Annotated in this window: 31 protein-coding genes; 22 read left to right on the top strand and 9 right to left on the bottom strand. The window is 32.1% G+C overall.

The window, feature by feature from the left end; translation table 11 throughout:
- The first annotated feature begins 9 nt into the window (after positions 1 to 9).
- The 22 genes from Q0912_RS15880 to Q0912_RS15985 all read left to right on the top strand — a co-directional run bounded on the left by Q0912_RS15880 (position 10) and on the right by Q0912_RS15985 (position 21,345).
- Positions 10 to 903, top strand: coding sequence for a hypothetical protein (locus Q0912_RS15880; protein WP_299116923.1), 894 nt, complete (start codon positions 10 to 12; stop codon positions 901 to 903).
- 72 nt (positions 904 to 975) lie between these two features.
- Positions 976 to 2,052 carry a hypothetical protein gene (locus Q0912_RS15885; protein ID WP_299116925.1) on the top strand — a complete coding sequence of 359 codons (1,077 nt, stop codon included), beginning with the start codon at positions 976 to 978 and terminating at the stop codon, positions 2,050 to 2,052.
- 10 nt (positions 2,053 to 2,062) lie between these two features.
- The gene (locus Q0912_RS15890) at positions 2,063 to 2,494 is read left to right on the top strand and encodes a hypothetical protein (RefSeq protein WP_299116928.1); all 432 of its coding nucleotides are present in this window, start codon (positions 2,063 to 2,065) and stop codon (positions 2,492 to 2,494) included.
- A gap of 1 nt (position 2,495) precedes the next feature.
- A complete protein-coding gene (locus Q0912_RS15895; RefSeq protein WP_299116930.1) occupies positions 2,496 to 3,623 on the top strand; it encodes a hypothetical protein in 1,128 nt (375 codons plus the stop codon).
- Positions 3,620 to 4,156: a hypothetical protein gene (locus tag Q0912_RS15900; protein WP_299116932.1), complete on the top strand. Its 537-nt coding sequence runs from the start codon at positions 3,620 to 3,622 to the stop codon at positions 4,154 to 4,156. Before Q0912_RS15895 ends, Q0912_RS15900 begins: the two co-directional genes overlap by 4 nt.
- A gap of 3 nt (positions 4,157 to 4,159) precedes the next feature.
- Positions 4,160 to 4,336 carry a hypothetical protein gene (locus Q0912_RS15905; protein ID WP_299116934.1) on the top strand — a complete coding sequence of 59 codons (177 nt, stop codon included), beginning with the start codon at positions 4,160 to 4,162 and terminating at the stop codon, positions 4,334 to 4,336.
- Positions 4,333 to 5,271: a hypothetical protein gene (locus Q0912_RS15910; protein ID WP_299116936.1), complete on the top strand. Its 939-nt coding sequence runs from the start codon at positions 4,333 to 4,335 to the stop codon at positions 5,269 to 5,271. The genes Q0912_RS15905 and Q0912_RS15910 overlap by 4 nt, the downstream gene beginning before the upstream one ends.
- Positions 5,272 to 5,327: 56 nt before the next feature.
- On the top strand, positions 5,328 to 5,516 hold the full coding sequence (locus tag Q0912_RS15915) for a hypothetical protein (RefSeq protein ID WP_299116938.1): 189 nt from the start codon (positions 5,328 to 5,330) through the stop codon (positions 5,514 to 5,516).
- Positions 5,516 to 5,974, top strand: coding sequence for a hypothetical protein (locus tag Q0912_RS15920; RefSeq protein WP_299116940.1), 459 nt, complete (start codon positions 5,516 to 5,518; stop codon positions 5,972 to 5,974). The genes Q0912_RS15915 and Q0912_RS15920 overlap by 1 nt, the downstream gene beginning before the upstream one ends.
- Positions 5,947 to 6,561, top strand: a complete 615-nt coding sequence (locus tag Q0912_RS15925; protein WP_299116942.1) for a hypothetical protein — start codon at positions 5,947 to 5,949, stop codon at positions 6,559 to 6,561. The genes Q0912_RS15920 and Q0912_RS15925 overlap by 28 nt, the downstream gene beginning before the upstream one ends.
- Positions 6,554 to 9,952 carry a phage tail tape measure protein gene (locus Q0912_RS15930; protein WP_299116944.1) on the top strand — a complete coding sequence of 1,133 codons (3,399 nt, stop codon included), beginning with the start codon at positions 6,554 to 6,556 and terminating at the stop codon, positions 9,950 to 9,952. The genes Q0912_RS15925 and Q0912_RS15930 overlap by 8 nt, the downstream gene beginning before the upstream one ends.
- On the top strand, positions 9,952 to 12,183 hold the full coding sequence (locus tag Q0912_RS15935; RefSeq protein ID WP_299116946.1) for a hypothetical protein: 2,232 nt from the start codon (positions 9,952 to 9,954) through the stop codon (positions 12,181 to 12,183). Before Q0912_RS15930 ends, Q0912_RS15935 begins: the two co-directional genes overlap by 1 nt.
- A gap of 1 nt (position 12,184) precedes the next feature.
- On the top strand, positions 12,185 to 14,209 hold the full coding sequence (locus Q0912_RS15940) for a hypothetical protein (RefSeq protein ID WP_299116948.1): 2,025 nt from the start codon (positions 12,185 to 12,187) through the stop codon (positions 14,207 to 14,209).
- A 286-nt stretch (positions 14,210 to 14,495) separates the two neighbouring features.
- Positions 14,496 to 16,925, top strand: a complete 2,430-nt coding sequence (locus Q0912_RS15945) for a hypothetical protein (RefSeq protein ID WP_299116950.1) — start codon at positions 14,496 to 14,498, stop codon at positions 16,923 to 16,925.
- Positions 16,926 to 16,940: 15 nt separating this feature from the next.
- The gene (locus Q0912_RS15950; protein ID WP_299116952.1) at positions 16,941 to 18,473 is read left to right on the top strand and encodes a hypothetical protein; all 1,533 of its coding nucleotides are present in this window, start codon (positions 16,941 to 16,943) and stop codon (positions 18,471 to 18,473) included.
- A gap of 5 nt (positions 18,474 to 18,478) precedes the next feature.
- A complete protein-coding gene (locus Q0912_RS15955) occupies positions 18,479 to 18,709 on the top strand; it encodes a hypothetical protein (RefSeq protein WP_299116954.1) in 231 nt (76 codons plus the stop codon).
- 51 nt (positions 18,710 to 18,760) lie between these two features.
- A complete protein-coding gene (locus Q0912_RS15960) occupies positions 18,761 to 19,099 on the top strand; it encodes a hypothetical protein (protein WP_299116956.1) in 339 nt (112 codons plus the stop codon).
- Positions 19,096 to 19,554, top strand: coding sequence for a hypothetical protein (locus tag Q0912_RS15965; RefSeq protein ID WP_299116958.1), 459 nt, complete (start codon positions 19,096 to 19,098; stop codon positions 19,552 to 19,554). The genes Q0912_RS15960 and Q0912_RS15965 overlap by 4 nt, the downstream gene beginning before the upstream one ends.
- Entirely contained in the window at positions 19,541 to 19,981 is a 441-nt protein-coding gene (locus Q0912_RS15970) for a DUF5675 family protein (protein ID WP_299116960.1), read from the top strand. The genes Q0912_RS15965 and Q0912_RS15970 overlap by 14 nt, the downstream gene beginning before the upstream one ends.
- A 137-nt stretch (positions 19,982 to 20,118) precedes the next feature.
- Positions 20,119 to 20,367 (top strand): hypothetical protein, encoded by a 249-nt coding sequence (locus Q0912_RS15975; protein ID WP_299116962.1) that lies wholly within the window; start codon positions 20,119 to 20,121, stop codon positions 20,365 to 20,367.
- A gap of 268 nt (positions 20,368 to 20,635) precedes the next feature.
- Positions 20,636 to 20,863: a hypothetical protein gene (locus tag Q0912_RS15980; RefSeq protein ID WP_299116964.1), complete on the top strand. Its 228-nt coding sequence runs from the start codon at positions 20,636 to 20,638 to the stop codon at positions 20,861 to 20,863.
- The gene (locus Q0912_RS15985; protein ID WP_299116966.1) at positions 20,860 to 21,345 is read left to right on the top strand and encodes a hypothetical protein; all 486 of its coding nucleotides are present in this window, start codon (positions 20,860 to 20,862) and stop codon (positions 21,343 to 21,345) included. The genes Q0912_RS15980 and Q0912_RS15985 overlap by 4 nt, the downstream gene beginning before the upstream one ends.
- Positions 21,346 to 21,420: 75 nt before the next feature.
- Here Q0912_RS15985 and Q0912_RS15990 read toward each other — a convergent pair whose 3' ends face one another.
- The 9 genes from Q0912_RS15990 to Q0912_RS16030 all read right to left on the bottom strand — a co-directional run.
- The gene (locus Q0912_RS15990; protein WP_299116967.1) at positions 21,421 to 21,738 is read right to left on the bottom strand and encodes a hypothetical protein; all 318 of its coding nucleotides are present in this window, start codon (positions 21,736 to 21,738) and stop codon (positions 21,421 to 21,423) included.
- 189 nt (positions 21,739 to 21,927) lie between these two features.
- The gene (locus Q0912_RS15995; protein ID WP_299116968.1) at positions 21,928 to 22,131 is read right to left on the bottom strand and encodes a hypothetical protein; all 204 of its coding nucleotides are present in this window, start codon (positions 22,129 to 22,131) and stop codon (positions 21,928 to 21,930) included.
- Between the two features lie 12 nt (positions 22,132 to 22,143).
- Positions 22,144 to 22,644 (bottom strand): class I SAM-dependent methyltransferase, encoded by a 501-nt coding sequence (locus tag Q0912_RS16000; protein WP_299116970.1) that lies wholly within the window; start codon positions 22,642 to 22,644, stop codon positions 22,144 to 22,146.
- 13 nt (positions 22,645 to 22,657) lie between these two features.
- A complete protein-coding gene (locus Q0912_RS16005; RefSeq protein ID WP_299116972.1) occupies positions 22,658 to 22,909 on the bottom strand; it encodes a hypothetical protein in 252 nt (83 codons plus the stop codon).
- A gap of 367 nt (positions 22,910 to 23,276) precedes the next feature.
- Positions 23,277 to 24,029 carry a DNA (cytosine-5-)-methyltransferase gene (dcm, locus tag Q0912_RS16010; protein WP_299116974.1) on the bottom strand — a complete coding sequence of 251 codons (753 nt, stop codon included), beginning with the start codon at positions 24,027 to 24,029 and terminating at the stop codon, positions 23,277 to 23,279.
- Positions 24,030 to 24,041: 12 nt separating this feature from the next.
- Positions 24,042 to 24,722: a hypothetical protein gene (locus Q0912_RS16015; protein WP_299116977.1), complete on the bottom strand. Its 681-nt coding sequence runs from the start codon at positions 24,720 to 24,722 to the stop codon at positions 24,042 to 24,044.
- A gap of 180 nt (positions 24,723 to 24,902) precedes the next feature.
- Positions 24,903 to 25,061 (bottom strand): hypothetical protein, encoded by a 159-nt coding sequence (locus Q0912_RS16020; protein ID WP_299116979.1) that lies wholly within the window; start codon positions 25,059 to 25,061, stop codon positions 24,903 to 24,905.
- 11 nt (positions 25,062 to 25,072) lie between these two features.
- Positions 25,073 to 25,258, bottom strand: coding sequence for a hypothetical protein (locus tag Q0912_RS16025; RefSeq protein ID WP_299116981.1), 186 nt, complete (start codon positions 25,256 to 25,258; stop codon positions 25,073 to 25,075).
- Between the two features lie 125 nt (positions 25,259 to 25,383).
- Positions 25,384 to 25,910: hypothetical protein (locus Q0912_RS16030; RefSeq protein ID WP_299116982.1), on the bottom strand; the 527-nt coding region annotated here is incomplete at its 5' end.

Genomic DNA, 25,910 nt, shown 5'->3' on the forward strand with positions numbered 1-25,910 from the left:
TAAAAGACTATGGAATTTACACCAGAATTTATTGAACAAAACGGATTAAGCGAAGAACAAGTAAAAGGAATTACAACATTAGCAACAGACCATATTGCAACCCTAAAAAAAGACTGGGATGGAAAAGCAAATCAAAACGCAGAAGGAATTTTAAACGGTGTTATTAAGTCAACACAAGAAAAGTTTGGACTTAATATAGAAAGGGAACAAGGTGAAAAGTACGCAGATTATATAGAGCGTATCACAGGAAGTCATTTTGAGACTAAACAACAAGAAATAGACCGTTTAAAAGGTGAGTATGAAACAAAAATGAAAGACTTTAAAGGGGGTGACGCTCTTAAAGGTGAGTTAGACGCAGCAAAAGAAAAGTTAGATCAAGCTTTACAGAAGTATGCTAATTATGATGAGATAGCAGATAAGGCTAAAAACTATGAAGATCTAATACCTAAATATAGAACCTTAAAAGAAGAAGTGAGTTTCAATTCTGTTAAACCATTATTTCCAGAGACAGTAAATCCATATGAAGCAGACGCAAAATGGAATGCTTTTAAGAATGAAATTAAAGAAAAGTACACTATAGAGTTTGTAGATAATAAAGCTATTGCAATAGATAAAGAAAACGAACATAGAAGAGTAGATTTATCAGATTTATTGTCTAAAAATGATGAAATACAAGGGCTTTTAGAGGGTAGACAACAAAAAGGAACAGGTGCAGAACCAAAAAAGTTACATGTAGTTGAGGGCGTACCTTTTAAAGTTCCTGAAAATGCTACCATTAAAGAAGTGTCAACATTAATAAAAGAGTATTTAGCAACTATAAACATATCAGTAACTAGCCCTGATTATGGCTCTAAGTTTGCAGAGTTAAATGCTAAAATTACACAGACAAAGAAGTCTGCCTAAATAAAGCCAAAAAGGCAAAAAAAACAAAGTAGCAAAAGGACTTGCATAGTATTAATTTTAAAATAAACGAAAATGCCATTATTAGATGCAACTGATTGGAACAACATTCAGATTTCTGATGCTACAAACGACAAACGTTTTTCAGAATTAGGAATAGTTGATGCAGTCAAAGAATCGACGAGAGGTGTGGATTATATTCCACCTAGCGCAGTTGAACAATTGCGAAAAAGCTCGTCACTAAGACAACTGGAAATTCCAGTATTAAAAGATCAGCAAGTAACTGTTGTAACAACACCAGGATTTGCTAATATTCCGTCTAACTTACCTGAATCAGATAAATACAGTTTTACGGCTGTAGATTTATTCTCAGGATTTAGACATTATGACGCTCAATACGACAACAATATGGTTGACGGTGAATGGGCTAAGACGGAAGTTATGAAAAATGTTGCCTATGCTTTAGGTAACTCTGTAGAAAGCTTATTATCTACTACACTAGAGACACGTAAAACACAAGTATTAGCTAATACAACACAAGTATCTCAAGGCGATGGAACATTTACATTCAATGCTTCAACAGATACATTAAGTGTTAGTAAAGCAGCTCAAAAAGAAACTATGTTTTACAATTTAGAGCAGTTAATGGCCGCGAATGAATTGCCAGGGAATTACCGAATAGCAACAAACCGAGCAGGTTTATCTGTTCAAAAATCTGAAGCAGCAAAATACGGTGCTTCTAATGATAAGAACCTACAAGCTTTGGGTATGCTTGATGCAAGTCGCATGCACGAGTCAGGAAACATAGCAGCAGGATCAGATGTGTTTAACGGATGGTTCTTAAGAGATGGTTCTATTGGGGTTTATGAAAACTTCCCTTATGACTTTAGAAACGGGACAAAGTTCGCTGGAAAAGAATGGTCAATAACAGATGTTGAATTACCTTTTTCTAGAATGAGAGCAAACGTATACGTTAATAACGAAGCAACTGATGCAACAGCGTTAGTAGGTGCTGGTACTGATTCAAACTTAATTATGACGCACTTCAAAGAAATGGCTATATGGTTAAGATTTTATATAGTTCATCCTTATAACTCAGATTTGGCGACACGTTCAAACGATATTGTGAAAATTAAAGGTCTAACTTCTTAAAACTAAAAAAATGGGATATTATATATCAAAAGCAGACGGAAGCAGAATACCATTTGCAGAAAGTGGTGAGCTTAATTTTGTAGAGACAATTACTGCTGCCAAAACTTTAAAAGTAGAGGACAGTGGTAAGACATTTATTTTAGACGCAGCAGCTGGTGCAGAAATAACACTACCAGCTTTAGCAAGTGGATTAAATTACAGATTTATAGTAGGTTCGGCTTTTGCTACTACCAACTGGACTATTGTTTCTTCTACAAGTGTTATACAAGGAAATGTTTTAGTCGCTGGTGCTCATGTTGCTGGTTCAGATGAAAACACAATTAGTTTTGTAGCTACAGCAGAATCAATAGGTGACTATGTTAATTTGACGAGTGATGGAACAAACTTTTACGTAAGTGGAAGCGGTGTTTCTTCAGGTGCAATAACACTAACATCGGTCTAACATGATTTTAGGAATAGCAGAAGATTTTACAAGTAATATAAGTTTAGACACGCAATTAACGAGTCCATCTGATAGCGGACTGTTTTTAAATAGCGGTGTACACCCTAGTATTACTTTAGAGAATCTACTAGCTTTCCTACCAAGCGAATATACAGTTGAAAAAGATTATGATTCTGATAAGACTTATGGCAAATTTGAGAATACTAGAAATAAAAGTGATTTAGTAGTTTACAATAATAAAATATATCAATCATTAGTAACTGCGAACACAGGAAATCAACCTGATACGAGTACTAATGAATGGTTAGAAACTAATATTGAATCATTACGCCTTAAACACTTAATTTTTAGTGTTCTTGATAAAGCCTATGCAGACTTAAGATTAACCAAAAGATTGGTTGATAGTCAAGAAATATATGATATAGGTAAACACGAAATAACATTACCTAATGATTATGCAGCATGGGTATTTGAGCCAAAAGGATCTGATTATGTAACTATTAAAATAAATCAAGTAGCATTTACCAAAAAATCAACAACACCTGTTAATTTATATGTAGTAAATCAAGGTGTTTTAATTGATACTTTACAAATAACACCTTCAAACGGTATAGTAGAATTTAAAGATTTGAACTATACTTTTAAAGGAAAGGGAAGTTGGTATTTTGTTATAGACGCTCAAGATGTTTTAGTAGGGGATTATAATATTGACCCTTTAAGTTTTAATGGTTTTGTAGTCTCTACAGCAGTTGGAACAGGTGATTCGCCAGAGACGGCTAAATACTCTTATTCAACAAACGGAAACGGATTAGGTTTTAATATATCATGTTATCTGGACTCTAGTAATTATATCGAAAACAATATAGAATCCTTTGGGAACTATGTAAGAGCACTATTTGAGTATGTAGTATTTCAAACATATTACCATAACTCTAATAATCAAAGTAACAGGGCTCAACGAATCCAAATGAAAGACGAAGTTCTTTTAATGGAGTTAAAAAGTTTACAAAGTGATACTGTGGTTAGAAGATATAATTCTGAGAAGAAGAAAGCAATTAAGCAATTGCAGTTAACCTTTGATACAGAATTAGATGACAATGATTATGAAATTGAAGTAACTACGATATGAACCACATCATAACAAACACATATAATATTGACTCAGAAATACAAGAAATTCAAACTGCCTTGTATAATGAGTTAGTAAGTGTATGGGATTCTAGTGAAATAGACGGTTATGGTAGGGTTTACAAAAACAATCGTGATGGTAAATATATACCAGAAGTTTATAAATCTGATGTAAAGCAATATAAAGACGTAAGGTATAACAATCGATCGTGTTATTTCTTTATAGATGGTGATAGACACACTTCAGAAGATCAAATCGTATTTCAAGCCCCTTTAAAGATAGTTTTTATGCTCAATTTAAAAGATATAAAAACTATTACTGAAAGAGCAGATGCAGACGTAAAGCGTGATGCAGAGGTTTTTTTAAGAAGATATAAAGGCATTTTTGATATTGACGGCTACGAAAAGACTATTGAAAAGGTTTTTCAAGGGTTTGAGTTTGACAGTATTAAAAAAACTGAGAATGACATGCAACCATTACATGTATTCGCTTTAACAGGTACATTAAACTATTACATAACAGAAAAATGTTAAATCATGGCAAAAGAAAAAGACACAAAAAAGGAATTACTCAAAGAGGAACTTTTTGAGGTAATACCATTAATAGATGTTGGATGCTTTAAAAGTGGAAAACCTAAACATCCAAAAGGTAAACCATCTAAGGTAAACGCAGAAAAAAGAGATAATTGGAAATTAAATAATATTATAAAATGACAGCACAAGAATTAACAAACTTAGGTGTTTGTGGAGCAGGTAATGCGATGGGTTTCAATGTTGATAATGGATGTCCTGAAGATTTTAAAAAAGACTATACTACATGGTTTTTAGATACTTCTTTAGAGATTCCTTCAACCCAGGAAATTAATGAGACATATATAAAAAGCCTACAGTCAAGTGGTAAACTTATCATTGTACCTAGAATGTCAAACCTAACAGATATAGGAAGTGATGACACCACAGAAACACAAGAAGACGATACTATAGTAACAACTACAGAGGGAAAATATCGTTTTGAAATGACATACAACCATAGCATGTACTTTAATAAAGCATTAGGCTCTATTGAAGGATTTGGTAATTACCGTATGGTAAGAATCGATATTAAAGGTAATATGCTTTTAACAGAAGGAGCAAGTGGTGGTGTAAGAGGTTTTGCTACCAATGAGATTAAAAGAGGTAAACAACAGGTTGCTAAAAGCGCAGCTTCAGCAAAACGTATGTTACGAGTACAATTAGCTAATCGTTTTGAAACAGACGATAACTATGTATTATGGAAGCGAGAAAACTTAGGTTTTGATCCTAGAAACATCGCGCCTGTAACACAGATATTTTTATCTCTGACTGCCGTACCGTCTGACACAGATACTACTATTTCAGTTAAGGCAGTAGTTGATAGAGGTAGAAAAACAGCATTGAGCGGAGCATTATTCGGACAATGGTTAAATAAAGTTAATGGCTCTACATCTAATCCAACAGCAGGTGATGATAGTACAACAGCAGGAACTTATCCTTTAACTGTTGCTGCACTAAGCACAAATGATACCGGCACTATAAGTCTTTATGACAATAGTGGTAATAGTTCAGTTGTAGATATTGCTGGTTTTGGTTTGGTTAAATCAAATACATTAGCTTATACAGTCACAGCCTAAATTTAAATCCCTTTTCTTATTGGATTGATTTTCAATAAGAGAAGGGTAATTTTTAAATGGTTATAGATGATAAATATAAAATAGGTCAATTAGTATACTTAACTACTGATGAAGATCAGTTAAAAAGGATAGTAACAGGTATTATTATACGTTCAGGAAACCTAGAGGAATATGAATTGACTTGTGGTATGGATATTTCAAGGCATGTTGAAATAGAAATAACAAAATCTAAGACCTATGTATAATGTCAACAATAGCAGCGCAGTATATAGACCAGTTGACAATGGTAAAAAAAGAATTACCAAAGGTAGCGAGGCAAATATTAAAAGAGAGTGAAAACGAGATAATTCTACTTCTGCAAGAAACACAACTTGCTAAAGGACTGGACGCAGAAGGAAATCTAACAGGGACTTATTCAAGAGCTACGGAAATAATAAGCCTGTTTGAAAAGCCGACACCACGCAAACCCAAGCGAGAAGGTGAGCCATTTAACTACGAGGCTACTGGTGAATTTTTTGACACAATGAAGTTGCTATTTAAAGACGCAATGACATATGATATTTTCACGCCAGAGTACAAGGCTAAGGAATTAAACGAGTACTTACCTAACCTTGATTTGAGCAAGGAAAACAACGAAATAATAAATCAAAAAATATTAATGCCTAAACTAATAGAATGGGTATTGTCGAAGATAAAACTATAACACTTTTTGAAAGCCTGGATGACATTAGCATTTATAGGTTTGATAAGTGTATGCACGGCCATCTTAAATATATGATTGCATCATATGAATATGGTATACAAAAATTATACCCTATAGAAACTAAAATAGTATGGGATAAGCTATACGATAAGTGGTGCGTATTAACAGGTGATTTAGAAAGCGCACAAGTATACACTTTAGCATGTGAGATAGATTATTTAAAAAATCTAATGGCATTTGTTCCTGTACTTATGATGCAATTGATTAAAGGATGTAACAACGAAAACGAAGTTATAGAAGAGTTAAGATCATGGCGATTTATAATTGATAAAGAAAAAGATATTATAAGCGAAATAGAAAGGTTAGGACATCAATTGAGAGCTACTGAAAGTAAGCTAAATATGAAGCTAGATGATTATGAAGAGCTGAACAAAAAGGATGTTAAGCCAATGACACTTCAACAGCAAAAGGTAAGGTTAGAAAGAGCTTTAGGGGTAAGTATTAGAATTAAAAAAACAAGTGCAACAGAGTGGCTAGCATATTGTAATGAATTACAGAATTTAAAACCATTAAGAACTAATGAGTAATCAAATTACCATACTTCAAGAAATAGAATCGTTAATAGATAAAGTTAACGGCAAGCTCGTTGTTACAGATAAAAATATAGTTGAAATATCAAGAAATGCACGTAAAGCTAGTGAGAATTTCCATAATATTAAATCACCTAGCCAACTCAATGAAAGATTAAGCCAAACTTCTAAATACACTCTTCAATTAAACGCTTACCAAAAAGAAAGAAAATCACTAGAAGAAGCATTATCAAGAGCTGTTAACAAACAAAAATTAGCTGAAGAAGGTCGTTCGGATGCATTAATTAAAACACGTTTTGAAACCCAAGAGTTAAATAAAAAAGCAAAAGAAGCTGCTATTTTAAGTTCTACTCTAGCGACAGAATACCAAAAACAATCAGTAAGGTTAACTCAATTAAGAAGAAAATATAAGGACGTTGCCCTAACCCAAGGTGAAAATAGCAAAGAAGCGAAGAGGTTAAAAAAACAAATAGATAGGTTAGATAAGGCTTTAAAGCGTGTTGATGCTAATGTAGGTCAGTATCAAAGAAGTGTTGGGAATTATGGAAAAGCCATGAAGTCAGCAAGTAGAGCTGCAAGGCAAATGGCTGGTGCTATGGGGTTCTTAGGTGGTACATTCTTAGTAGCTAGAGTTATAAAAGATGCATTCAATAGAGTAAGAGAGTTTGATAAAGAAATGCAGAATATGGCTGGTGTTCTAAGAACTACAAGACCTCAATTAAAAGCAGTAGAGGATAGGATTAAAAGTGTAGCTTCTGTTTCAATAAAAACTTCTAACGATGTTGCTAAAATGGCAACATCATTGGCTGTTTTAGGTAAAAGAGGGGATGATTTACTAAACTTAATAGAGCCTGCAAACAACTTATCTATTGCTTTACAGGCTACAAGTGATGAAACAGCAGAATTTTTAGTTCAAACATTAAATGCCTTTGGTGCGGGAAGTGACGAGGCAGAAAAATATGCCGATACTATTGCTGCAATAAGAACTTCAACTTCTTTAGATTTTCAAAGAATGCGAGATTCATTCCAGTACATAACACCCATATCAAAGATATTAAATAAAGACTTAGAATATACTGGTGCAGTAGTAGGTGTTTTAGCTGATAATGGTTTAAAAGCGGAGAGCGCAGGTAGATTATTGGCAACATCACAAATAAAATTAGCTACACAGGGCAGAACACTTCAAGAGGCGTTAGACGAATTAAATGAAGCTTACAAAGAGGGTAAAGAAGGTACGGAATTATTAGAAATAGCTAATAAGAGCTTTGGAAAGCAGGCAGCAAAGATAGGGGTTATACTTGCTACACAACAAGATAGATTAGAAGAATACGAAACAAAAATACGCCAGTCAGCAGGTGCTTTAGACGATTTAGTGGGACAACAATTAGAATCATTAGATGCAAAGTTAAAAATAACTACATCTACATGGGAAGATTTTATACTTAGCCTAGAGAATGGTGAAGGTGCTTTTAGTAACGCTTTAAAAGGTGGTTTAGATGTTATAAACAATATCTTAAAGGGACTGAAATTATTGAACTTAACTACAGAAGAATATAACGAAAGTCTTAAGAATGATATAATTACAGAAAAATACAAAGAAATTAAAAAGGCTATAGAAGAGAATGGCGGAATAACAGAAGAGCAAGCTATAAAACAAGCAGATATTGCTAGGGAAAAGGTAGACAACATTCAAACAGAAATTGACAAACTCAAAGAAAGAAACAAAGAGCTAGATTTTGATGAAGGTCTTCCAAGTGCATTAGAAATAGTAACTGGTGCAGTATTATTTGAGAAATCAGACCAAAGAGAGGCAGACACGAATAAAAAGAAGATTGAAGATCTTACTAAGTCACTAGGTTTTTATACAGCAACATTAAAAGTGCATGAAGATCAAATAGCAAAAACCGATGAAACCCAAAAAGACAAAACCAAAACTGATAAAGAAGCCCAGGAAGTCATAAACAAAACTATAAAAAGATTAAGAGAATTAATCAAAGCTGAACGTGATAATATTGAGAACATTGATTTAGAATCAGAAGGAGCTTCTGAGATGATAAAACAAAAGCAAGTTTTAATTAAAAAGTACCAAGATGAGATAGATGCCATTTTAGGCACAAACAAAGCAAGGAAAGAAAGTAAAATCACCATAGAGGGTTCAATTGCCTCTTATGAAAAGTTAATTTCCAAACTAGAGGACGAGCAATCAAGATTAGCTAAAAATGGAAGAGAATGGAGGCATTATAAAAAGAAAATAGATGAAGCAAAACGTGCATTAAAAAACTTTAGAATAGAACTAGAAGGATTAGATTTAAGTGGATTAAAAGTAGGTGATTTTGAAAGTTCTTTTGAAAGAATAAAAAAAATATTAACGTCAGAAAAAGAACCAATTGAATATTTAGATTATGACTTATTAAATAGTGGTTTAGATCAATTTAAAAAGTTAGAACAGCAAAAGCTAAATATTAAAAAATATAATGCCGAAAAAGAAAAAGAAATTGCAGAACAAACAGCAGAATATAAAAAACAACTAGAAGAAGAGTTAACAAGAAGTGTTATAAGTATCTCTAATTCAATGTTTGATGCAAAAATCATGCGATATGAAGAGGATATACAACGAAATAATGATTACTATGCTGCATTATTAGATAATGAATCCCTGACAGAAGAACAAAGGCAATCACTGGAAGCGGAGAGAGATAGAAAAAATGCAGAATTAGAAAAAAAGAAAAGAGATACTGAGCGAAAAGCAGCAATATTTAACAAATTATCAGCTATTGCAGAAATCACTATTGCAACCATAAAGGCAGTTGCTCAAATAAAGGCACAAGCTGGGGTGTTAGCAGCAAATCCAATTACCGCACCATTAGCAGCAAAAGCACTAGCGCAAATACCTTTGGTGCTAGGAATAGGAGTAGCTCAATCGGCGGCAATTGCAGCAACACCTATTCCAAGATATGCGGAAGGTCACTTAGAGGGAACACATGAAGGTAAAGCAATAATTAATGACGCTAATGGAAGTATTTACAAAGAGTTAGTACATAGAAAGAGTGGTGCTTTAGAAGTGTTTAATGGGCGTAATCAAGTCATTGATATGAAACGTGGGGATAAGATTGTAAAGGCAACAGATGCAGAATCCTATTTAAACAACTTAAGCAGAGATGACATAATGAAGAATCTACATAGGCATATTTATAATGCTAATATGGTTAATCAATCATACAATATAGAAAGAGCTTTAAAAATCAAGGAATCCAATAATAGAATTGAATCGAAGCTAGATGAGTTGATTAAGGTAAATAAAAGTAAAAAAACAAAATTCAATGTTTATAACAACAACACAATTTCAGAAGATTTAGAGTTTTTAACACGTAAGCAAAACACCCTTTAATGGCACAAGAGAAAGTAAAATATAAATTAATTAATAATGATACTGGCGAAATTCTTTGGCTTTCAGATGGTGCGCACTCAAATAACCCAGCACCTAAGAATTGGGATAATGCAGAGCAAACATTAAAAAGAAGTACAAAGACATTTGGTGTCTACACAGAGCTTTCTAAAAACTTAGAGTTCACTAAAAAAGGAAAAACATTCTTATTAAATGCTTTATCTAATAAAGATATTGAAGCAGATGTAACTTTAGAAGAATACAAGTTACATCCCACATTAGAGTATTGGTATGTTCATAGTACTGGGACATTTGATTTAAGTGGTTATAGTTATGAAAAAAACACATTTAAAGCACCTTTTAAGAGCGGTGGATTAAACTCTACAATACAAGCCTATTTAAAAGAAGAATTTGAATTACAAAGAACAGAATCTATAAATGGAAAAACTTTAGAGGAATTACAATTAAAAGATGTTGTATTAGATGGTAGAGATATATTTTTGGTAAGTAAACTAGAAACCTCTTCAGAAAGAAAAAAAGATTTTAGCGAATTAGTGCAGAACCTAGATTTTAGAGTTCAAAGGGGTTTTACTCCAGAGTTAGAAATAACATCTAATAGAGATTCAGGAAATATAAACCAAGTAGTTTTAAATCCGATTAGCGAATCTGTAGAAGATCAAATTAATATATCGTATTTCTCATACACACCTGAATCTTCAAAAGCTTTTTATCTACAATCAGATGTAGCTAAAACACTTCAAATAACGGTCAAGGGTATAACTAAAACATATAACGATACACATATATTAAATTCCACTACTAACAAAGGTTTTAAAGTATCAATTAGAAGGTATAGTTGGAATGGGTCATCTCATAATTATGAAGATGAAACATTAGTATTTGAAGATACCGCAGACCAAACTACAGAAGAAAAGCTACATACATATGAAAACACTGTAAGTGTTTCACTAGATCAAAGTGATAGTTTATTTCTTTCAGTAGAACAGGATATACTTTCTACTAATCTATCTACAGATGTAGTAAGAATATTCAAATACGATGATATTGAGTGTAGCGTTACCATTACTGAAGAATCCTCAAGAGAACAGAGCCAAAGTAAAGCTATATTAGAGCATGAAGCAGGTGACAGGTTAATGCAAATAATAACAGGAGAAACTAATAGATATTATTCATCTTTTTATGGACGCGTAGAAATAGGTTACGAGCAAGATGGTGAGTTTTCTAGGACAGCTTTAACAAATGGATTTTATATAAGACAATTTTTTGATAAAAAACTCTCTTTTTCATTAGAAAACTTTTTAAATACATCTAATGTTATTCACGCTACAGGATATGGAATTGAAAAGATTAATGGATTAGAGACTTTAGTACACGAAGATCTTAAATACTTTTTTCAAGATCAAGTTGCAATAAGGTTACCAAATCAAGTAAGTAATATTAAAAGAAAACCAGCAAAAGAATTTTATAATTCAACATTAACCTTTGGTTATAAGAAACCCGAAAAAGACAGGCAATATGACGAAGCAATGGGTTTAGATGAGTTTAATACAAAATCCAGTTACACAACAGGATTAACTAGAGTTGAAACAACTTTTAAAAAAGAAAGTGATGCCAGAGCAGATAAGTATGGCCAAGAGTTTGCAAGACGAAAACCAAAGCTAAACTTTCCTGAGCAAGATACAAGATATGATAGAGATATACATATATTAGATTTAAAAGTAGGTTTAGGAATGTCTTTAGAGGAAAGGAAATGGCAAGATGATTTCGAGACCGAACCGCTTGGTGTATTCAGTCCTGAAACTGCTTCTAACTTAAGACTTACACCAAGAGAGATAAATAACAGATGGCAATGGTTTTATGGGGCTTCTTTGCAAAAGTTTCAAAATGAAAAAGTAAGATATTCAAATAGTTCAGGAAACTCAGATTTAGCTACTAAGAAAACAGGAGAGGAAATACAATATGAAAGTGGCGATATTAATGTTAGTGACTTAGAGCAAGCAAGGTTTTATCCACAATGGATAGAATTTGATTATGAAGTAGATTTCTTTGTAAATGAACAGGTTTACGGAACAACAGATGTAAACGGCAGAAATATACCAAACTACTATTTTAAAATAGAATTTATTAACGAAAACAATAATAAAGAATACGGCTATTTATTTGAACTAAAACCTAATAAGGAAGGTAAATGGAAAGTTTTAAAAGCGTTATAATATGAACTCAACAATAGAAATCACATTTAGCAGTGTACCTGCATTAGACACAGTATTTGCATTTACAGACTCATTAACAGGAATGACCATAACGGAAACATTCAAAGATGCTAGGACTGGTATTGGTGAATCCTTAAGAGATTCATCTAGCCTTCAGCTAACGACAAATAATTATAGAAATGCCTTAAATTTAGATTACAACATCAATAATTTATATCAAATATCTTATTTCGCTGATGTAGACTCTGATTGGATAGTTTTTATAACAGCTAATAATGCTCAAAGCCAATTTACACTTAGCACTAATACAACATCAGGTGCTATTTCAGCAGTAATTAATAACTCAACCATAAATACATTTACAATAGATTCCGTTACAATAAGTGAAGCGGATTCAAGCCCATGTGATAATGTTAAATTTACAGTTAATACAAGCGAGACAGCAACAAACATAACTACACCTATAAGTCAAGCAGTAAGCACCAACCCTTTTGTGTTTGACCATACCAGATCTGATGTTGCCACAAAGATAACCATGAATAAAGATACTGTAGTAGATACAAATTCTAGTTTAGTACCTCGTTTATTAGCTGTAGATTTTGATGTAAACGTTGCAAACACACCAACTACAGCAACAGTAAATGTTACTAGAAACACAAGTGCAGGTCTTTTAATATTTGAATATTCTTTGGACGGATCTACTTGGCAATCAAGCAGTAATTTCCCGAACCTAGAAGTAGGTGATTATACAATGCATATTAGAGATAATATAGGTTGCAGTATAACTAAATCTTTTAGTGTTACCAGTTTTTCACCAACTATCAATAACTATTCAGCAATAGCAGAAGTTTCTAACTTAAATCCTATTAGGTACAAAGAAGTTGTTAATTGGACTAACTGCGGAGTACAAAAAAATGTAGATAATACTTTAAGCTATGAAGAAGAAGTGTGGCTAAATAGAAGAGACTTTAAACAAAAATTTCAATTATGTGACACGCCTCCAACCCAAATAAAAACAAATTATAAAACTGTGACAGCTAAGATAATTGATTGTAATGGAACAGAAACAGCTTTAACAGTAGAAAAGAAAACAGATTTTATCGACCAAACAGACGTAAGAGATGCAACTGTAACAAGTATTGAAATAAATAATTCTAACGGCTATGATGGGTACTTAGGATTATTCTTTCCACCAGGTAACACATATGACCCAATAACATTACAACAGAACGGTACATATAATTCGGGTTTACCTAGTTGGATAGATATTGATGAATATGTAAATATACAAGGTTTTGGTTGGTTTAGGGTTTTAGATATAATAAGTGGTACAAATGGCGGAAGAGTAGTATTAGATGAACTTTATGCAAATTCAGGATTTGGCGCACCTCCACAAAATATAATAGTAACCTCTTATTATAATATTCAAGATTACGAAAGGCATGAGTTCGCGGTAGATTTCTCGAATTTTACAGAGGGTAATTACCAAGTACAAATTGATTTACAAGATGATACATTTGGCACGAAGCAATATTTAAGTGAATGGATTGATTTAAGAGAATGCCATGAAAATTGTCATGTTATAAAATATTACCATACAGAACTAAACGAGATCAATTTTTCTTATGGGTTTAGGGGAATACTAAGAGTGCCATATGTACTTAATTTAAAATATAAACCAAATGAAGAGCAAGATGTTTATGTAGATGATAACAATACTGTATTGTTAGATACTAGAATAAGACGTTTTAACGATTTTAATTTAAGACCTTTACCGACTGCAATGGCTGAAAAATTAGCATTAGTAACATCACAAGATAGATTATTTATAAATGATATAGGTTATCTTAAAATTGGTGAGTTAGACACTGAATCGTTGGGTACAACAAATTTATATAAGGTAAAAGGTACTTTAACAAAAGCCGATTATGTTTACAGCAACACAGAAGGTGTCCAATCGGATTTAGATATTACAGGCGATGGGCTTAGTCTTCAATCTGGTGATGGTATTCTTCTAAATGGTTAGTATTATAGAAATGAACCTGCCTGTTGTCATAGTGATAGTGATTATGAATAATATACGTATCTGATTGCTCTTTGCTTTTAAAAAGAATATCAAAAAGTGAAGTAAACACATACCAACCTATAAAGGGTAGAGAGCAAAGAATAACAAATACTATCATAGCTATTAAAATTAAACAAAAATAAATTATTTAGAATGATTATTAATAATTTTAATTTAGTCTAAATAAGAATAAAATTAGTATATTTGCTAATAGGGTCTACTTAAATTAATATTTAAGTGGAATTTTATGACTACACTTGATGATGTAATATCATTTCTAAATAACTCTAAAAGAATTACTGATTTAGAAGCTGTTTCACAAGGAGGAAATGGTATGTTATTTTATTTATATAGTCCAACATTAAATAAAATATTAAAGTTTGATTGGGAGAACTTACCTAAGCCAACCAAAAATAATGATACAGCAACAACTAATCCAACTTCTACAAATGATACGTCAGAGGGGTATAGTATATTATCATTATGGGTAAACACTACAGATAATACTTCTTTTATATGCATTGACAACACTGAAAATCAAGCTGTTTGGCAAGCGATAAAAGAAGAAGTTGGCTTACCTTCTGTAGAAAAGTACGGTGTATCTACAACTAATACAGCAAATGAAAATTACATTGCGTTAGCAGCAGCGGTTGCGGAAAACGATTCTTTAACAGTAAATGGATTTTACGACATAGATAAACTAGGTGAAGATGTAATAGAGTTAAGCGCAAATTTTAAACTATTAGGAAATACAAAAGATGCAGGATTTAATATAGTAAACTCTAGCAACCTATTTAATGGAGCTACTGTAGGAAATACTTTTGAACTTGACAATATAAAAATTACTTATACAAGCGATCCTACAGCTACAGAATCTAGGATATTTAGTATACTATCAGGTGATTATTACCAAAACGTTACTATTAAAAATTGCAATATATCTGGTCATACTAGGGTTATACATTGTGTGTCTGGTGATTTTGACCCTGAGACTACAAACTTCGGAATTAAAAACATAAAAGTAATAAATAACAATTTTGAAGATGTAACAGGAAATGTATTTTTTATTAGAGATTCCCCATCACAAGAAGAGGTAGTAGAAAATAATAAGATAAATAACCTACAGGGTACATTTTATTTTTCAGCCTTAGATAATTCCTCTACAAATGTAGCAGCAATAAGTGACGCAAGAGTGAAAGTAAATATCCAAAATAATACTTTAACAAATGATGTGTCTTTAATTCCAAATGATGTGCCAGCAACATATTTTTCTTTGGCTGTTATTGAAAGTTACAATGTGCTTTACAATAACAATGAGGTTAGAGGATTAAAAACATTACAAACTCAAGCAATATATGATGCTTATTTAAGCTGTACCAATGTAACTTATACTAATAACAGATGGTATAACAACGTTTGTTTTGATACAACGGATGTAGTAAATAATCATTTGATTAAATCAAAAGACAACAACTCAACAACCTATAATAACCCAACCAGAATATACAAAAACAATATTTGGGTTATAGAATCAGATTTTTTAACAGCGGTAAGTAAAACATCTAGTGATACATGGAATAACTTTTATGAAATAGCAGCTAACTCAGATTTTATATTTGAAAACAATACTATTGACATATACGGGTTAGTACCAAACTCTTCAGCGCAGATCACAAATAAAATTAGTATAAGGAATAATGATTTTACATTTGATTATATTAAACAAGTTGGCTCTTTATTCTCATTCAATTATAACAATCAATACGATACTGATTCATTTTTAAACAATAATAACATCACTATTAAGAGCGACCCGTTAACAGTAGAAAGCTCATTCCTAACATTAGGTAACTCTATAAAATGGCTTAATAAGCTTCAAATAAATAATAACACTCTTTTATGTGAAAATCCTTCTATAAAGTATTTTATAGAAAATATACTATGTGAAAACCTAGAATTGACAGGGAACTCAATTAATGGTCAATTACAAGCTTTATTCTACGATTTAAAGACAGATATCATTAATTCATACAACAACAATTATAGAACAACTTTATCAGGCAACTACTTTTTTGCAGATAGAGGAGATTTTGTTTTGAAAGAAGGTATTTTCAAGCTTACATCATTAAACTCTGGTGATATTAGATTCGGTGTAAACAATAATCCAACTGCTGAAACTTGGTATAAATACACCTTTACATTTGAAGACTCTGATAGTGTAGATAAGTTTTATTTAAAGTTTAGAGTTTATGATGATTCAGGTACTATTAAAATAAACTTCTTTAACGAAGCAGGATCAGAAATAGATATGCAAATATCAACAGGGACAGGAAATGAGTTTATGAAGTTAAATCGATTAAGCCAAACATCAAAAGGCACTAAGATGCTATACATAAACCACGCAACCATACCACGTATTACATCATCCTTAGAGCCAAGTACACAGATGCTAAAAACTATTGAGTTAGAAGTTTATCAAGGTACTGGAAGTTTAACAGAACAAACAGATTTTGTAAAAGTACCCGAATATACATTTTCAAACCTACCAACAGGCATACAATCTGGTACAGTAGCAGCCATAACAGATGCAAGTTCCCCGACATATGGAGCAACCGCGTCAGGTGGTGGTTCAACATACGCAAAAGTAACTTACAATGGCACAAATTGGATATACTAATAAAAAAAAAGAGTAATGAAAAAACTAATAACAATTTTAGCAATTGCATTTTTATATGTAGTTCCAGCACAAAACAAAGAAGTATTAGAAGAGTTGTCAAAACTCAAACAATACGAGGTAGAGTTATTTAGTAAACTTTTTTCTGAAACTAACGATTATTCCGAAGCCTTAGTAGTTATTAATAAAAAATTAGCTTCTCAACAATTAGAGATAAATAATTTAAAACTACAGCTTCAAAAGTATGACTTATTAAAGATAGAGTTGGATTCTATCAAGTTGCGTTTAAAAGCCATTGAAAACAATGATACTATTGTAGACGACCCCGTAAAGGATGACCCTATTATAGGTCCAGATTTAGTTATATATGGTTATGGGAAAAATACAGTTGGTGGGACAGGTGGTAGATTAATACCAGTTACAAATCTTAATGATAGTGGAGAAGGTTCTCTTAGAGAAGCTTTAGAGTCAACAGGAAAACGACAAGTGGTTTTCGAGGTAAGTGGTAGAATAGACATAGTTGGCACTACAATAAAAATAACAGATCCTTACATTACCATATTAGGTCAAACCGCACCTGGTAACGGTATAATACTAAGTAGAGAAACAAGAGATAGGCCCATATTAGAAATAGACACCGATGAAGTTATTATACAGCATATTAGATTTAGACGCTCTACAAGCTACAGAAGCGGAAATAATCAAGATAATGTATGGGTTAATAGCGGTAAAAATATTGTTTTCGATCACTGCTCTTTTGCATGGTCATCGGATGGTAATTTAGATTTAGCAAATTATGACGGACAACCAGGAAGACCACCAAGAATAGAAATTTCTAACGTAACGATTCAAAACTGCTTGTTTACAAACTCTTATGGTGGAAGTAATAAAACTGTTTTAGTTTCAAGAGGCGCAACAGACATTAGTTGGTTTAGAAATGCTTGGATAGGTACAGCACAACGTAACCCTTCAGTATCTACACCTGTTAATGAAGCACCTACATGGGATTGTTATTACGAGCATATTAATAATATTCATTATGATTTTACTAATGGGCCATCTTATACAAATAATGACCCTAGCCCAGATGCAGGTATCTATCATGTTAATGTGATTAATAATATAGCTATAGAAAACACTACTTCAGGTGGTATAGTAAACCCAAATGTAGAAAACACAGAATTAAAAAGCCGTAGATGGTTAAGGGCTAAAACGGTTGGTAATGGTATGAAAATCTATGTTGAGGGCAACATTACACCTTATAGACCTAGCGAAAGTTACGATCAATGGGAAATAGGGCAAAACGGAGGTGGTCAAGCGGATAGAAACAAATTAATACCCGAAAACCTAAGAAGTTATAGTGTTAATAATACGCCTATTATAACAGATGGAATACAGTTGTGGGAAGCTACAGATATATGGGAAAACCTAAAAACACATGTTGGTGCTTCATTACCAAAAAGAGATGATGAAGACAAAAGAGCTGTTAATGATATAGACAACGGAATAAGTACAGAAAATAAAGTTAGTAATGTATTTCCTTTTGATTAATAAATATGGAAGAAAAAAATAAAGATACAATAAAATGGTATCATGCAAAGACATCTAATGTAGTGGCGTTGATTATTTTGATATGCTTTTTTTTATTTGGAGTTGCATTATTTACGTTTCCTGTACCACAAGAAAACCAGCAATTAATGACATATGTAGTTGGACTAATGGGAACAGCTGTAGGTGGTGCTGTTTATTATTTATTTCAGTATAAAGGAACAGAAAATAAAAAATAACTTGCTATTAAACAATACTATGAGGGTGGTAATGTTTAAAAACAATAAACAATGTTAAACACAGCACAGGCAGAGATTGCGAAAGATTTATTAACAGCTAGAGACATAACAATAATAGGTGTACTATTAGCAATAATTGTAGTACTTATTTACTATATAAATCTAAAGGATAAAAAAATTGAAGCCCGAGAAACTTACATAAGAGAGCAAGATAAGGAAACACTTAAAATTCTATTAGAGTTAACTAATACTTTAAAGGACAAGCAAGAACATGACAAGGAGGTAAAGGTAGGTGTTACTAATATTAAAGAAACAGTAACAGATAGTAATTCCAAACTTAATAATCTATATAGTGTAATTCAGCAAAAATTACTAGGAATGGGCAAATGAGATCACAAAGTAAAATATATGTTTATAGAACTAATTTGAAACTTAGAATGATGGCTGGTATGAAAGGGTTTCAAGAAGTTGAAATAGATGAGATACCAAAAAATTGGACAAAATTTCCAAAAGGGGAAGATGAATGGTGTATTATTAATATGCCCGAATCAGAAAACTCTTCAGCTTGTCTTTACAAAGCAAAAGAAAATAGTGTTTTTGACCCTCATTATCACAAAAAGCGCAAAGAGCATATGACTATAATGAATGAAGGTGGTAAAATGCGAGTGCATATAGAAGATTATGGAACATTTGATGTAGAATACCCAAATTCAATAGTCATACCAGAGGGTGTTGTGCATTCTTGTGAGTTTGAGAAAGATACAGTAATAATGGTTGTATGGCATCCAAAGTTTAAAAAAGGATGGGATGCAGTTTTTAAAGAAGGACAAAATGAAAACAATTAAAATTGTTAGGGATTGGCAAGACCGAAACCAAACATTAGGTAAATGCACTGTGTACGATGAAAATAATAAACCTTTGTTTTCAGCTATTAGTTTAGAGCGCGGATGGCGAAATAATCAAAGTAATGTAAGTTGTGTGCCTAAAGGGCGCTATCCTGTTGTTTTAGAATGGTCACCTAGATTTCAAAAAGATTTATGGGAACTTAAAAATGTACCCAATAGAGCTGAGTGTAAGTTTCATGCTTCTAACTTCTGGTATCAACTTAACGGTTGCATTGCGTTAGGATTAAAATTAAAAGACCTTAATAATGATGGTTATAATGATATAACTAATAGTAGAAATACTATGAAAGCTTTTCATTTAGCATTAGGAAAAGAAAAAAGAGCAGAACTTGTAATAACAGATAGTGAGAGCTGTAATTGTAGTTAAAAAATAAAACCCTTAATTAAAAGGGCTTCATTGCTTATTCTTCGAATGTTTAAGGCTTCCTTGCAAGGACTATAAAAATAACCAAAATACCTATATAAAACAAGGGTTTTGACGTTTTTATTTTGTATATTTATTGTATGGTAAAAGCTAATAAAAGTTGTATTTGTGGTAATTGTTCTAAGCCTTATTCGGAGCATTATTTTGAAGATGAAATATATTGCTTTACAAACACTAACGGTGATATATTTACTGACGAGCCAAACGATAAAGTAATTTTTGATATGATATTAGAAAATTACCCTAATTTATATGAGGCTTTTGTTTTTAAATGGAAAAAAGAAAATGGGTATAAAGTTGGAAATAAAACCTTAAAAGAAGTATTATGAAAAAAGACATTATATCAAGAAACGGCTCAGATTGGGATTAATTTATGACAGATAAAGAAAAAATATTAATTGAGTTTTCTGGATACTGTTATATACGTAAACCAGAAATATCTAATGATTTAAACACACTAATATCTAATTATTCGAATGATGAAAAATCTGATAAATAGAATCACAAAGAAGCGTTATTCATATGTAGATATGATTATTATTTTTATTGTAATAGCGGTTCTGCAAATTTATTTATTTTGAACCGTAAAATACCAATATGAAAGAAACAACATATTATAAATATTCTAAAAAACTAAAAGAACTTAGAGCATCCTATGTTTTAAATCCTTCAGAAGAAACTAAAGAAAAGATTTATAAGATAACTAAGCTTCTAAAAGGAATAGACAAAACAATAGGAAGGTTTCAAGCACCACACGGAAATTATGTAAGTGCATATAATTGGCGTATATATAAAGATACTTTACTGGGTTTATTTAAATTATGAGTAAAAGAGTTCCAACTTGGCTACCATTAGCAATAATACTACTATTCAATAGTTGTGATATACAAAAAAAAGCTATAAAGAATAAAGAGGATAGAACGATCTCAGAAGTTGAGGAGCGAACAATAAAACGTGCAGGCGATACGGTAAGATACACTGTCCCTAAAATAACCTACAAAGACACTACTATATACACTGTAAATCGACAAGGGACAACTTTAAGAACTGTTTACGACAATTCAGGTCAGATAGAGCAGATAGATTGTATAAGTTCCTTAATTGAAGTTACAGAGCGTTTAGAACGCATGACAGAAGAAGTGATAAAATCTAAGGACAGAGAAAAAACAGAAGAGTTTGACAGTTCAATTATATTATATGGATTTATAGGTGTTGGAATACTGCTTGCTATAGGACTATTTTTTATAACAAGGTTTTTAAATCAAAACGCTAAAGCTATGAATCTTTTACTCGAAAAACTACCTTAACTATACTTTAATACGGTTTTGATAACTACAGTTTAAAAGAATGCTTTTAAATGAATAAAAGCATTCATCAGATAATTAAAAATGTACCCCATTTTTTTCACACCAAATCAAAGCCTCTGTTTTAGACGTAGGGAACACAAGAAGAGTTCCATTAACTTCTACTACTTTGTAATATTTTCCATCTACTACGCTTCTGCCTTCAGAAAAATCTTTGTTTGCACACAAAACAGATGAACCAGAATAACCCTCAACTGAATCTTGATAGTAAATTTCAAATGATTGGTTTTCGTCAATTTTAAATTCACTCATGTTTTGCTCTTCAATAGGCTCATCTTTACTACAAGAGCTAAGTGCAATTGCAAAAATCATTAGTAATCCAAATACTTTTTTCATAATACTTATGCGTCTTTCGACGACTTTATTAAAATATGCCTACTCTTAAGATTTTCAGCTTCCTCTATTTTAATAAGTCCTAACTCAGATTTTATATCTTTGAATTTCCACGTTTAAAGACTAGCTCTTATGCTAGGACTTTATGTATTAAGCTCTCATTTCGGTGAGGGCTTTTTAGCTACACTAATTTTAGACAGTTGCTTTTGCTTGTGGCTCATCTTCTGTCAACCAGAAATAAGCACCTTCAACATTTTTTTCTTTTTCTAGCCTCCAACATTTATTTACCAAATCCCAACTTTCAACAAAACCAAAAGTTGTAGGATCACCAAAAGAGAATACTTTTTGTCCCTTTTCAAATTCAACACCGTTAGGTGATTTTATAATTTTCGCCATAGTTTTCGTTATTTACACTAATTTTGTACTTGTTGTTTTCATAAATGCCATCCAAATCGTTTTACTTTGACGACCTGTTGTGTGTCCAAAAAGTGGTTTATAAGGAATCAAACTCAAAACTTCATTTGCTTTTACTTCAGATTCATTCCACTTAAATATTAATGTTCCATTTGGTTTAAGAACTCTCATACATTCATCAAAGCCTTTAGCCAACATTTCTTTCCAATTTCCTTCTAGCTTACCATACTTTTTAGCCATCCATGAGGTTTTACCCAAAGTCTTTAAATGTGGTGGATCAAATACAACCATGTAGAAAGTTTTATCACTAATTGGTAAATCTGTAAAGTCGGCCACTACATCTGGCTTAACTTCAATGATTCTAGTTTTATCTCTATCCTTAGCCGAGAGAGTTTCAAATCTCTTATCAATAAAAAGCACGTCCTGGTTGTTTTTATCAAACCAAAACATTTTACTTCCACAGCAAGCATCTAATATTAATTTTCCTTCAGTCATTTTTAGCTACAGTTTAATTTAACTTAGAGTAATCTAGTTTAGCCGACTTAACATGAACTGATGAAACAATACCATCGACTTGATGCAATGACTCTTTAATCACTTCTATTAAATCTTTCATTTTCCAATTAATAGGCATTTGCACTTCAATCTCCGTTTTTTCTGATTTAGTGTTACCTGCTATGTAAATCAATATTGTTGGTTTCCCTTCAAAATGATTTAGGTCTTTTTCTACTGACTTATCTGCTGAAAATAATATTGGCATAACTACAGTCTATTTAGATTTCTTATTTAGTTTCCAAATTATATATATAAGCATGCAAAAATTTAATTGGCTTAAATAAAATATTGCGTCCATATCCTATAGGTTTAATTTCTTTTTAATTTTCTCCATAGCTTCATCAATAAAATTGTTTGTCACACACTCAAACCAATAAATCCAAATAACTATCTTCAGTATGATCTTATCAATTTTATTCATGGTTACTACAGTTTATTAAGTTGTTTTAATCTTCTAAATTTTTCCCTTGCCAATCGGATTACCGGTATCATTTCATCATAGGAATATCCAGCGTCTTTTAGGGTCTTTATGATTTTTTCTGCTATTTCGTGTTCTTTTTTTGTTGCCATAACTACACTAATTGTGAACGGTAATGTTCGATTATACATTTATATAAATAGCTCGCTATAATTGGCTTAACTGCATTTCCCATAGCTTCTATTCTATTTTTGTCCAATTCTTTGGAAAACTCATTATCCATTCGTATACCTGACAAGTTTTCTCTGCGCTGAAACCGTTTAATTGGCATTGATAAAGCAATTTGTCCTGGTGATCGTTTCGGTAATATTTCTCGAAAGCAGCGAGTGATTTCATTATTACGAGTCCATCGCTCTTGCTTGGGGTAGGCAATAATGTAAATTCGTTCCCTTTTATCCGGTAATCCGAAGTCGAAACCTCGTAAACATCTCCACTCTGCATCATACCCGATTTTGGAAAGGTCGCATAAGACTTGTTCAAGTCCTCTATTAACGAGCATTGAGCTGTTTTCAGCGAGTATGTATTTTGGTCTAAGTAACCCACAAATGCGATACATTTCAGACCACAACCCAGATCTGTTTCCCTTAATTCCTTTTGCGCCTCCATTAGTTTGTTGAGCGATGGAAATGTCTTGGCAAGGGAATCCTCCGCAGATGATATCTGCGTATTCTGGCTCTCTAAGTTGAATAATGTCTTCATATTGTTTTGCTTTTGGAAACCTTAATTTTAAGAGCTTCCTTCTTTCTTCAATTATTTCACAATTCCAAATAGTTTCAATTCCATTCCACTCAGCACCTAATTCAAATCCTCCTGCACCACTAAAAAGACTGCCATTTGTCAAGTTCACGTTCACTACAGATTAAATAGCCTGAGCTATTGTTAGTTGTTCGTTTGTTGCTTTTATGATCTCAGTACATAATTGATTAGGAATTTTAGAGCGTTCAAAACTTCCTTTTCTACCTTGTGTTCCTGTTTTTGCTCCACGTCTTGCGCTTGCATGATGGCAATGCTTATCAATTATTTCGCCTGTTTCCTTATTGTATTTATAATTACGACACATTGGCCTTGGAATCCAGGTAACACAATTAGTCCAAATATCAGTTGGCTTTGCTCTATCATCACCATACTTACAATACCAAACCGTTTCTCTATTAAATCTTTGCATAAAAGGCATGTGTCTTAACACACCTCTTGGGTTTTCAAACCAAAAGATTAAGTTTGGATTTATCTCTAACCAGTAATCAATCATAGCAATTACATGCTGATTAACCCTGTCACACTTCCAAGCATAATCAGATTTAGGCTCAATTCTGTTATTTCTATGATGAGATATTGCTGCTATTGTGTAGGTAGTGCAATCAAAAGAAGACCAAACTACATCAGGAATGAAAGGTACATCGCTAGGGCGCATCCATTCTATATCCATAGTTAAATCTATGTCATCAAACTTTTGCCAGTCAACTGAAAAAACCTTATAACCTTGTTTTTCAGCCTCTTTTCCAATTGACCTATCACCTGCAAATAATTCTAATATCTTCATCTTTAAACTACAGGTTTACTGATTTAACAAGTCTTTTAAATTTCTAATGCAACCGAGCAACCCTATCAATTTTCCTTCCTCATATAGCCCTCGGTTTTTACTCTCTAATTCCCTTGCTTCATCAGTCCATGACTCTAACAAAAGTTCTAATTCTCTTTTCATCTTTACTACAGTATTAAATTACTTTTCTAGGTGTAAGCTTGTATATACTGAGCCAGATATAAAAGCTTCTTTAAAATGATTGCTTAAATCAATACCTAAATCTTTTTTTGTTTTCACCCTTACTTCTTCAAAAAGGGTTTGCGCTAATTCTAAATGCTTTTTAGTTAATGATGACATATATACTACAGTTATTTAATAAGGTCTATCCTATTATGATTTTCATCGTAACTTCTCCACTCACGAATTTTGCCTTTTTTAACTAAAATGGTTTTAACATGTTTTACTTTGTTAATAATTTTAGTTTCAGATCTAATTTCTTCCTTGAAATTTTTAATAACCCATTTCTTAAGTAATCGTTTTATTATTTCGTTCATGATAATTTATATTACTCTTTTATTTGACGGTTATTTAAAAAGAGAGGTTGATGAAGTCGTCTAAAACGATTTGCCGACTTAGCTCCGATCTATATTTAAAAATCAACCTCTTAATTCTACAGGATTTATAAACTAAAGAAGTTTGAAAAAGAAGATCCACCATAACTATCTTTAGTTATGGTTATAATTTCTCGAATAGAGTAATCTCTTTTCTCAATTTTATTATTTTCTACAAAGTCTTTTACACCAAAACCACAAGCCCCTGTAATAACTCGATAACATTCAATCATCTTTTCAAATGAAAGCACACTATTAAAACTTAGGTGTTTGAAGTCATCTTTATTACGGTTACTGATTTTGTATAGTAAGTCATCTTTAGCTTCTTTTACTGTTTCCCCATGAGAATACTTTCCGTTACCGTCTGTAACAATATAAAAGTGTTGCTTTTTATTTATTTTTTTACACTTCCATACCTTCCCGCGCTTATTTATTACTTCACAAAACATATCATCAACCTTTATATATTTACCTTTCTTCCAGCTTAAAATAGAAACATCTTGATTTTCAAATTTGTTGTTTTCTGGCAATTCAGATATCTGTGTCCCTCGTAGGTAAAGAGAACCGCCAACCGTTAGGTTTTCTGGCAATTCAG

The sequence above is a fragment of the uncultured Winogradskyella sp. genome, from assembly GCF_947498345.1.
GTDB lineage: Bacteria > Bacteroidota > Bacteroidia > Flavobacteriales > Flavobacteriaceae > Winogradskyella.

Coding starts and splice junctions, on each gene's coding strand:
- Q0912_RS16005 (WP_299116972.1), bottom strand. CDS start 22,909: ATGCCAATATTATTTTCAGCAGATAAGTCAGTAGAAAAAGACCTAAAT.
- Q0912_RS15930 (WP_299116944.1), top strand. CDS start 6,554: ATGAGTAATCAAATTACCATACTTCAAGAAATAGAATCGTTAATAGAT.
- Q0912_RS15970 (WP_299116960.1), top strand. CDS start 19,541: ATGAAAACAATTAAAATTGTTAGGGATTGGCAAGACCGAAACCAAACA.
- Q0912_RS15885 (WP_299116925.1), top strand. CDS start 976: ATGCCATTATTAGATGCAACTGATTGGAACAACATTCAGATTTCTGAT.
- Q0912_RS15900 (WP_299116932.1), top strand. CDS start 3,620: ATGAACCACATCATAACAAACACATATAATATTGACTCAGAAATACAA.
- Q0912_RS15915 (WP_299116938.1), top strand. CDS start 5,328: ATGGTTATAGATGATAAATATAAAATAGGTCAATTAGTATACTTAACT.
- Q0912_RS15965 (WP_299116958.1), top strand. CDS start 19,096: ATGAGATCACAAAGTAAAATATATGTTTATAGAACTAATTTGAAACTT.
- Q0912_RS15920 (WP_299116940.1), top strand. CDS start 5,516: ATGTCAACAATAGCAGCGCAGTATATAGACCAGTTGACAATGGTAAAA.
- Q0912_RS15960 (WP_299116956.1), top strand. CDS start 18,761: ATGTTAAACACAGCACAGGCAGAGATTGCGAAAGATTTATTAACAGCT.
- Q0912_RS15905 (WP_299116934.1), top strand. CDS start 4,160: ATGGCAAAAGAAAAAGACACAAAAAAGGAATTACTCAAAGAGGAACTT.
- Q0912_RS15950 (WP_299116952.1), top strand. CDS start 16,941: ATGAAAAAACTAATAACAATTTTAGCAATTGCATTTTTATATGTAGTT.
- Q0912_RS15995 (WP_299116968.1), bottom strand. CDS start 22,131: ATGGCGAAAATTATAAAATCACCTAACGGTGTTGAATTTGAAAAGGGA.
- Q0912_RS15895 (WP_299116930.1), top strand. CDS start 2,496: ATGATTTTAGGAATAGCAGAAGATTTTACAAGTAATATAAGTTTAGAC.
- Q0912_RS15990 (WP_299116967.1), bottom strand. CDS start 21,738: ATGAAAAAAGTATTTGGATTACTAATGATTTTTGCAATTGCACTTAGC.
- Q0912_RS15985 (WP_299116966.1), top strand. CDS start 20,860: ATGAGTAAAAGAGTTCCAACTTGGCTACCATTAGCAATAATACTACTA.
- Q0912_RS15980 (WP_299116964.1), top strand. CDS start 20,636: ATGAAAGAAACAACATATTATAAATATTCTAAAAAACTAAAAGAACTT.
- Q0912_RS15910 (WP_299116936.1), top strand. CDS start 4,333: ATGACAGCACAAGAATTAACAAACTTAGGTGTTTGTGGAGCAGGTAAT.
- Q0912_RS15955 (WP_299116954.1), top strand. CDS start 18,479: ATGGAAGAAAAAAATAAAGATACAATAAAATGGTATCATGCAAAGACA.
- Q0912_RS16020 (WP_299116979.1), bottom strand. CDS start 25,061: ATGTCATCATTAACTAAAAAGCATTTAGAATTAGCGCAAACCCTTTTT.
- Q0912_RS16015 (WP_299116977.1), bottom strand. CDS start 24,722: ATGAAGATATTAGAATTATTTGCAGGTGATAGGTCAATTGGAAAAGAG.
- Q0912_RS15975 (WP_299116962.1), top strand. CDS start 20,119: ATGGTAAAAGCTAATAAAAGTTGTATTTGTGGTAATTGTTCTAAGCCT.
- Q0912_RS15940 (WP_299116948.1), top strand. CDS start 12,185: ATGAACTCAACAATAGAAATCACATTTAGCAGTGTACCTGCATTAGAC.
- Q0912_RS15880 (WP_299116923.1), top strand. CDS start 10: ATGGAATTTACACCAGAATTTATTGAACAAAACGGATTAAGCGAAGAA.
- Q0912_RS16000 (WP_299116970.1), bottom strand. CDS start 22,644: ATGACTGAAGGAAAATTAATATTAGATGCTTGCTGTGGAAGTAAAATG.
- Q0912_RS16025 (WP_299116981.1), bottom strand. CDS start 25,258: ATGAACGAAATAATAAAACGATTACTTAAGAAATGGGTTATTAAAAAT.
- Q0912_RS15935 (WP_299116946.1), top strand. CDS start 9,952: ATGGCACAAGAGAAAGTAAAATATAAATTAATTAATAATGATACTGGC.
- Q0912_RS15925 (WP_299116942.1), top strand. CDS start 5,947: ATGGGTATTGTCGAAGATAAAACTATAACACTTTTTGAAAGCCTGGAT.
- Q0912_RS15890 (WP_299116928.1), top strand. CDS start 2,063: ATGGGATATTATATATCAAAAGCAGACGGAAGCAGAATACCATTTGCA.
- Q0912_RS15945 (WP_299116950.1), top strand. CDS start 14,496: ATGACTACACTTGATGATGTAATATCATTTCTAAATAACTCTAAAAGA.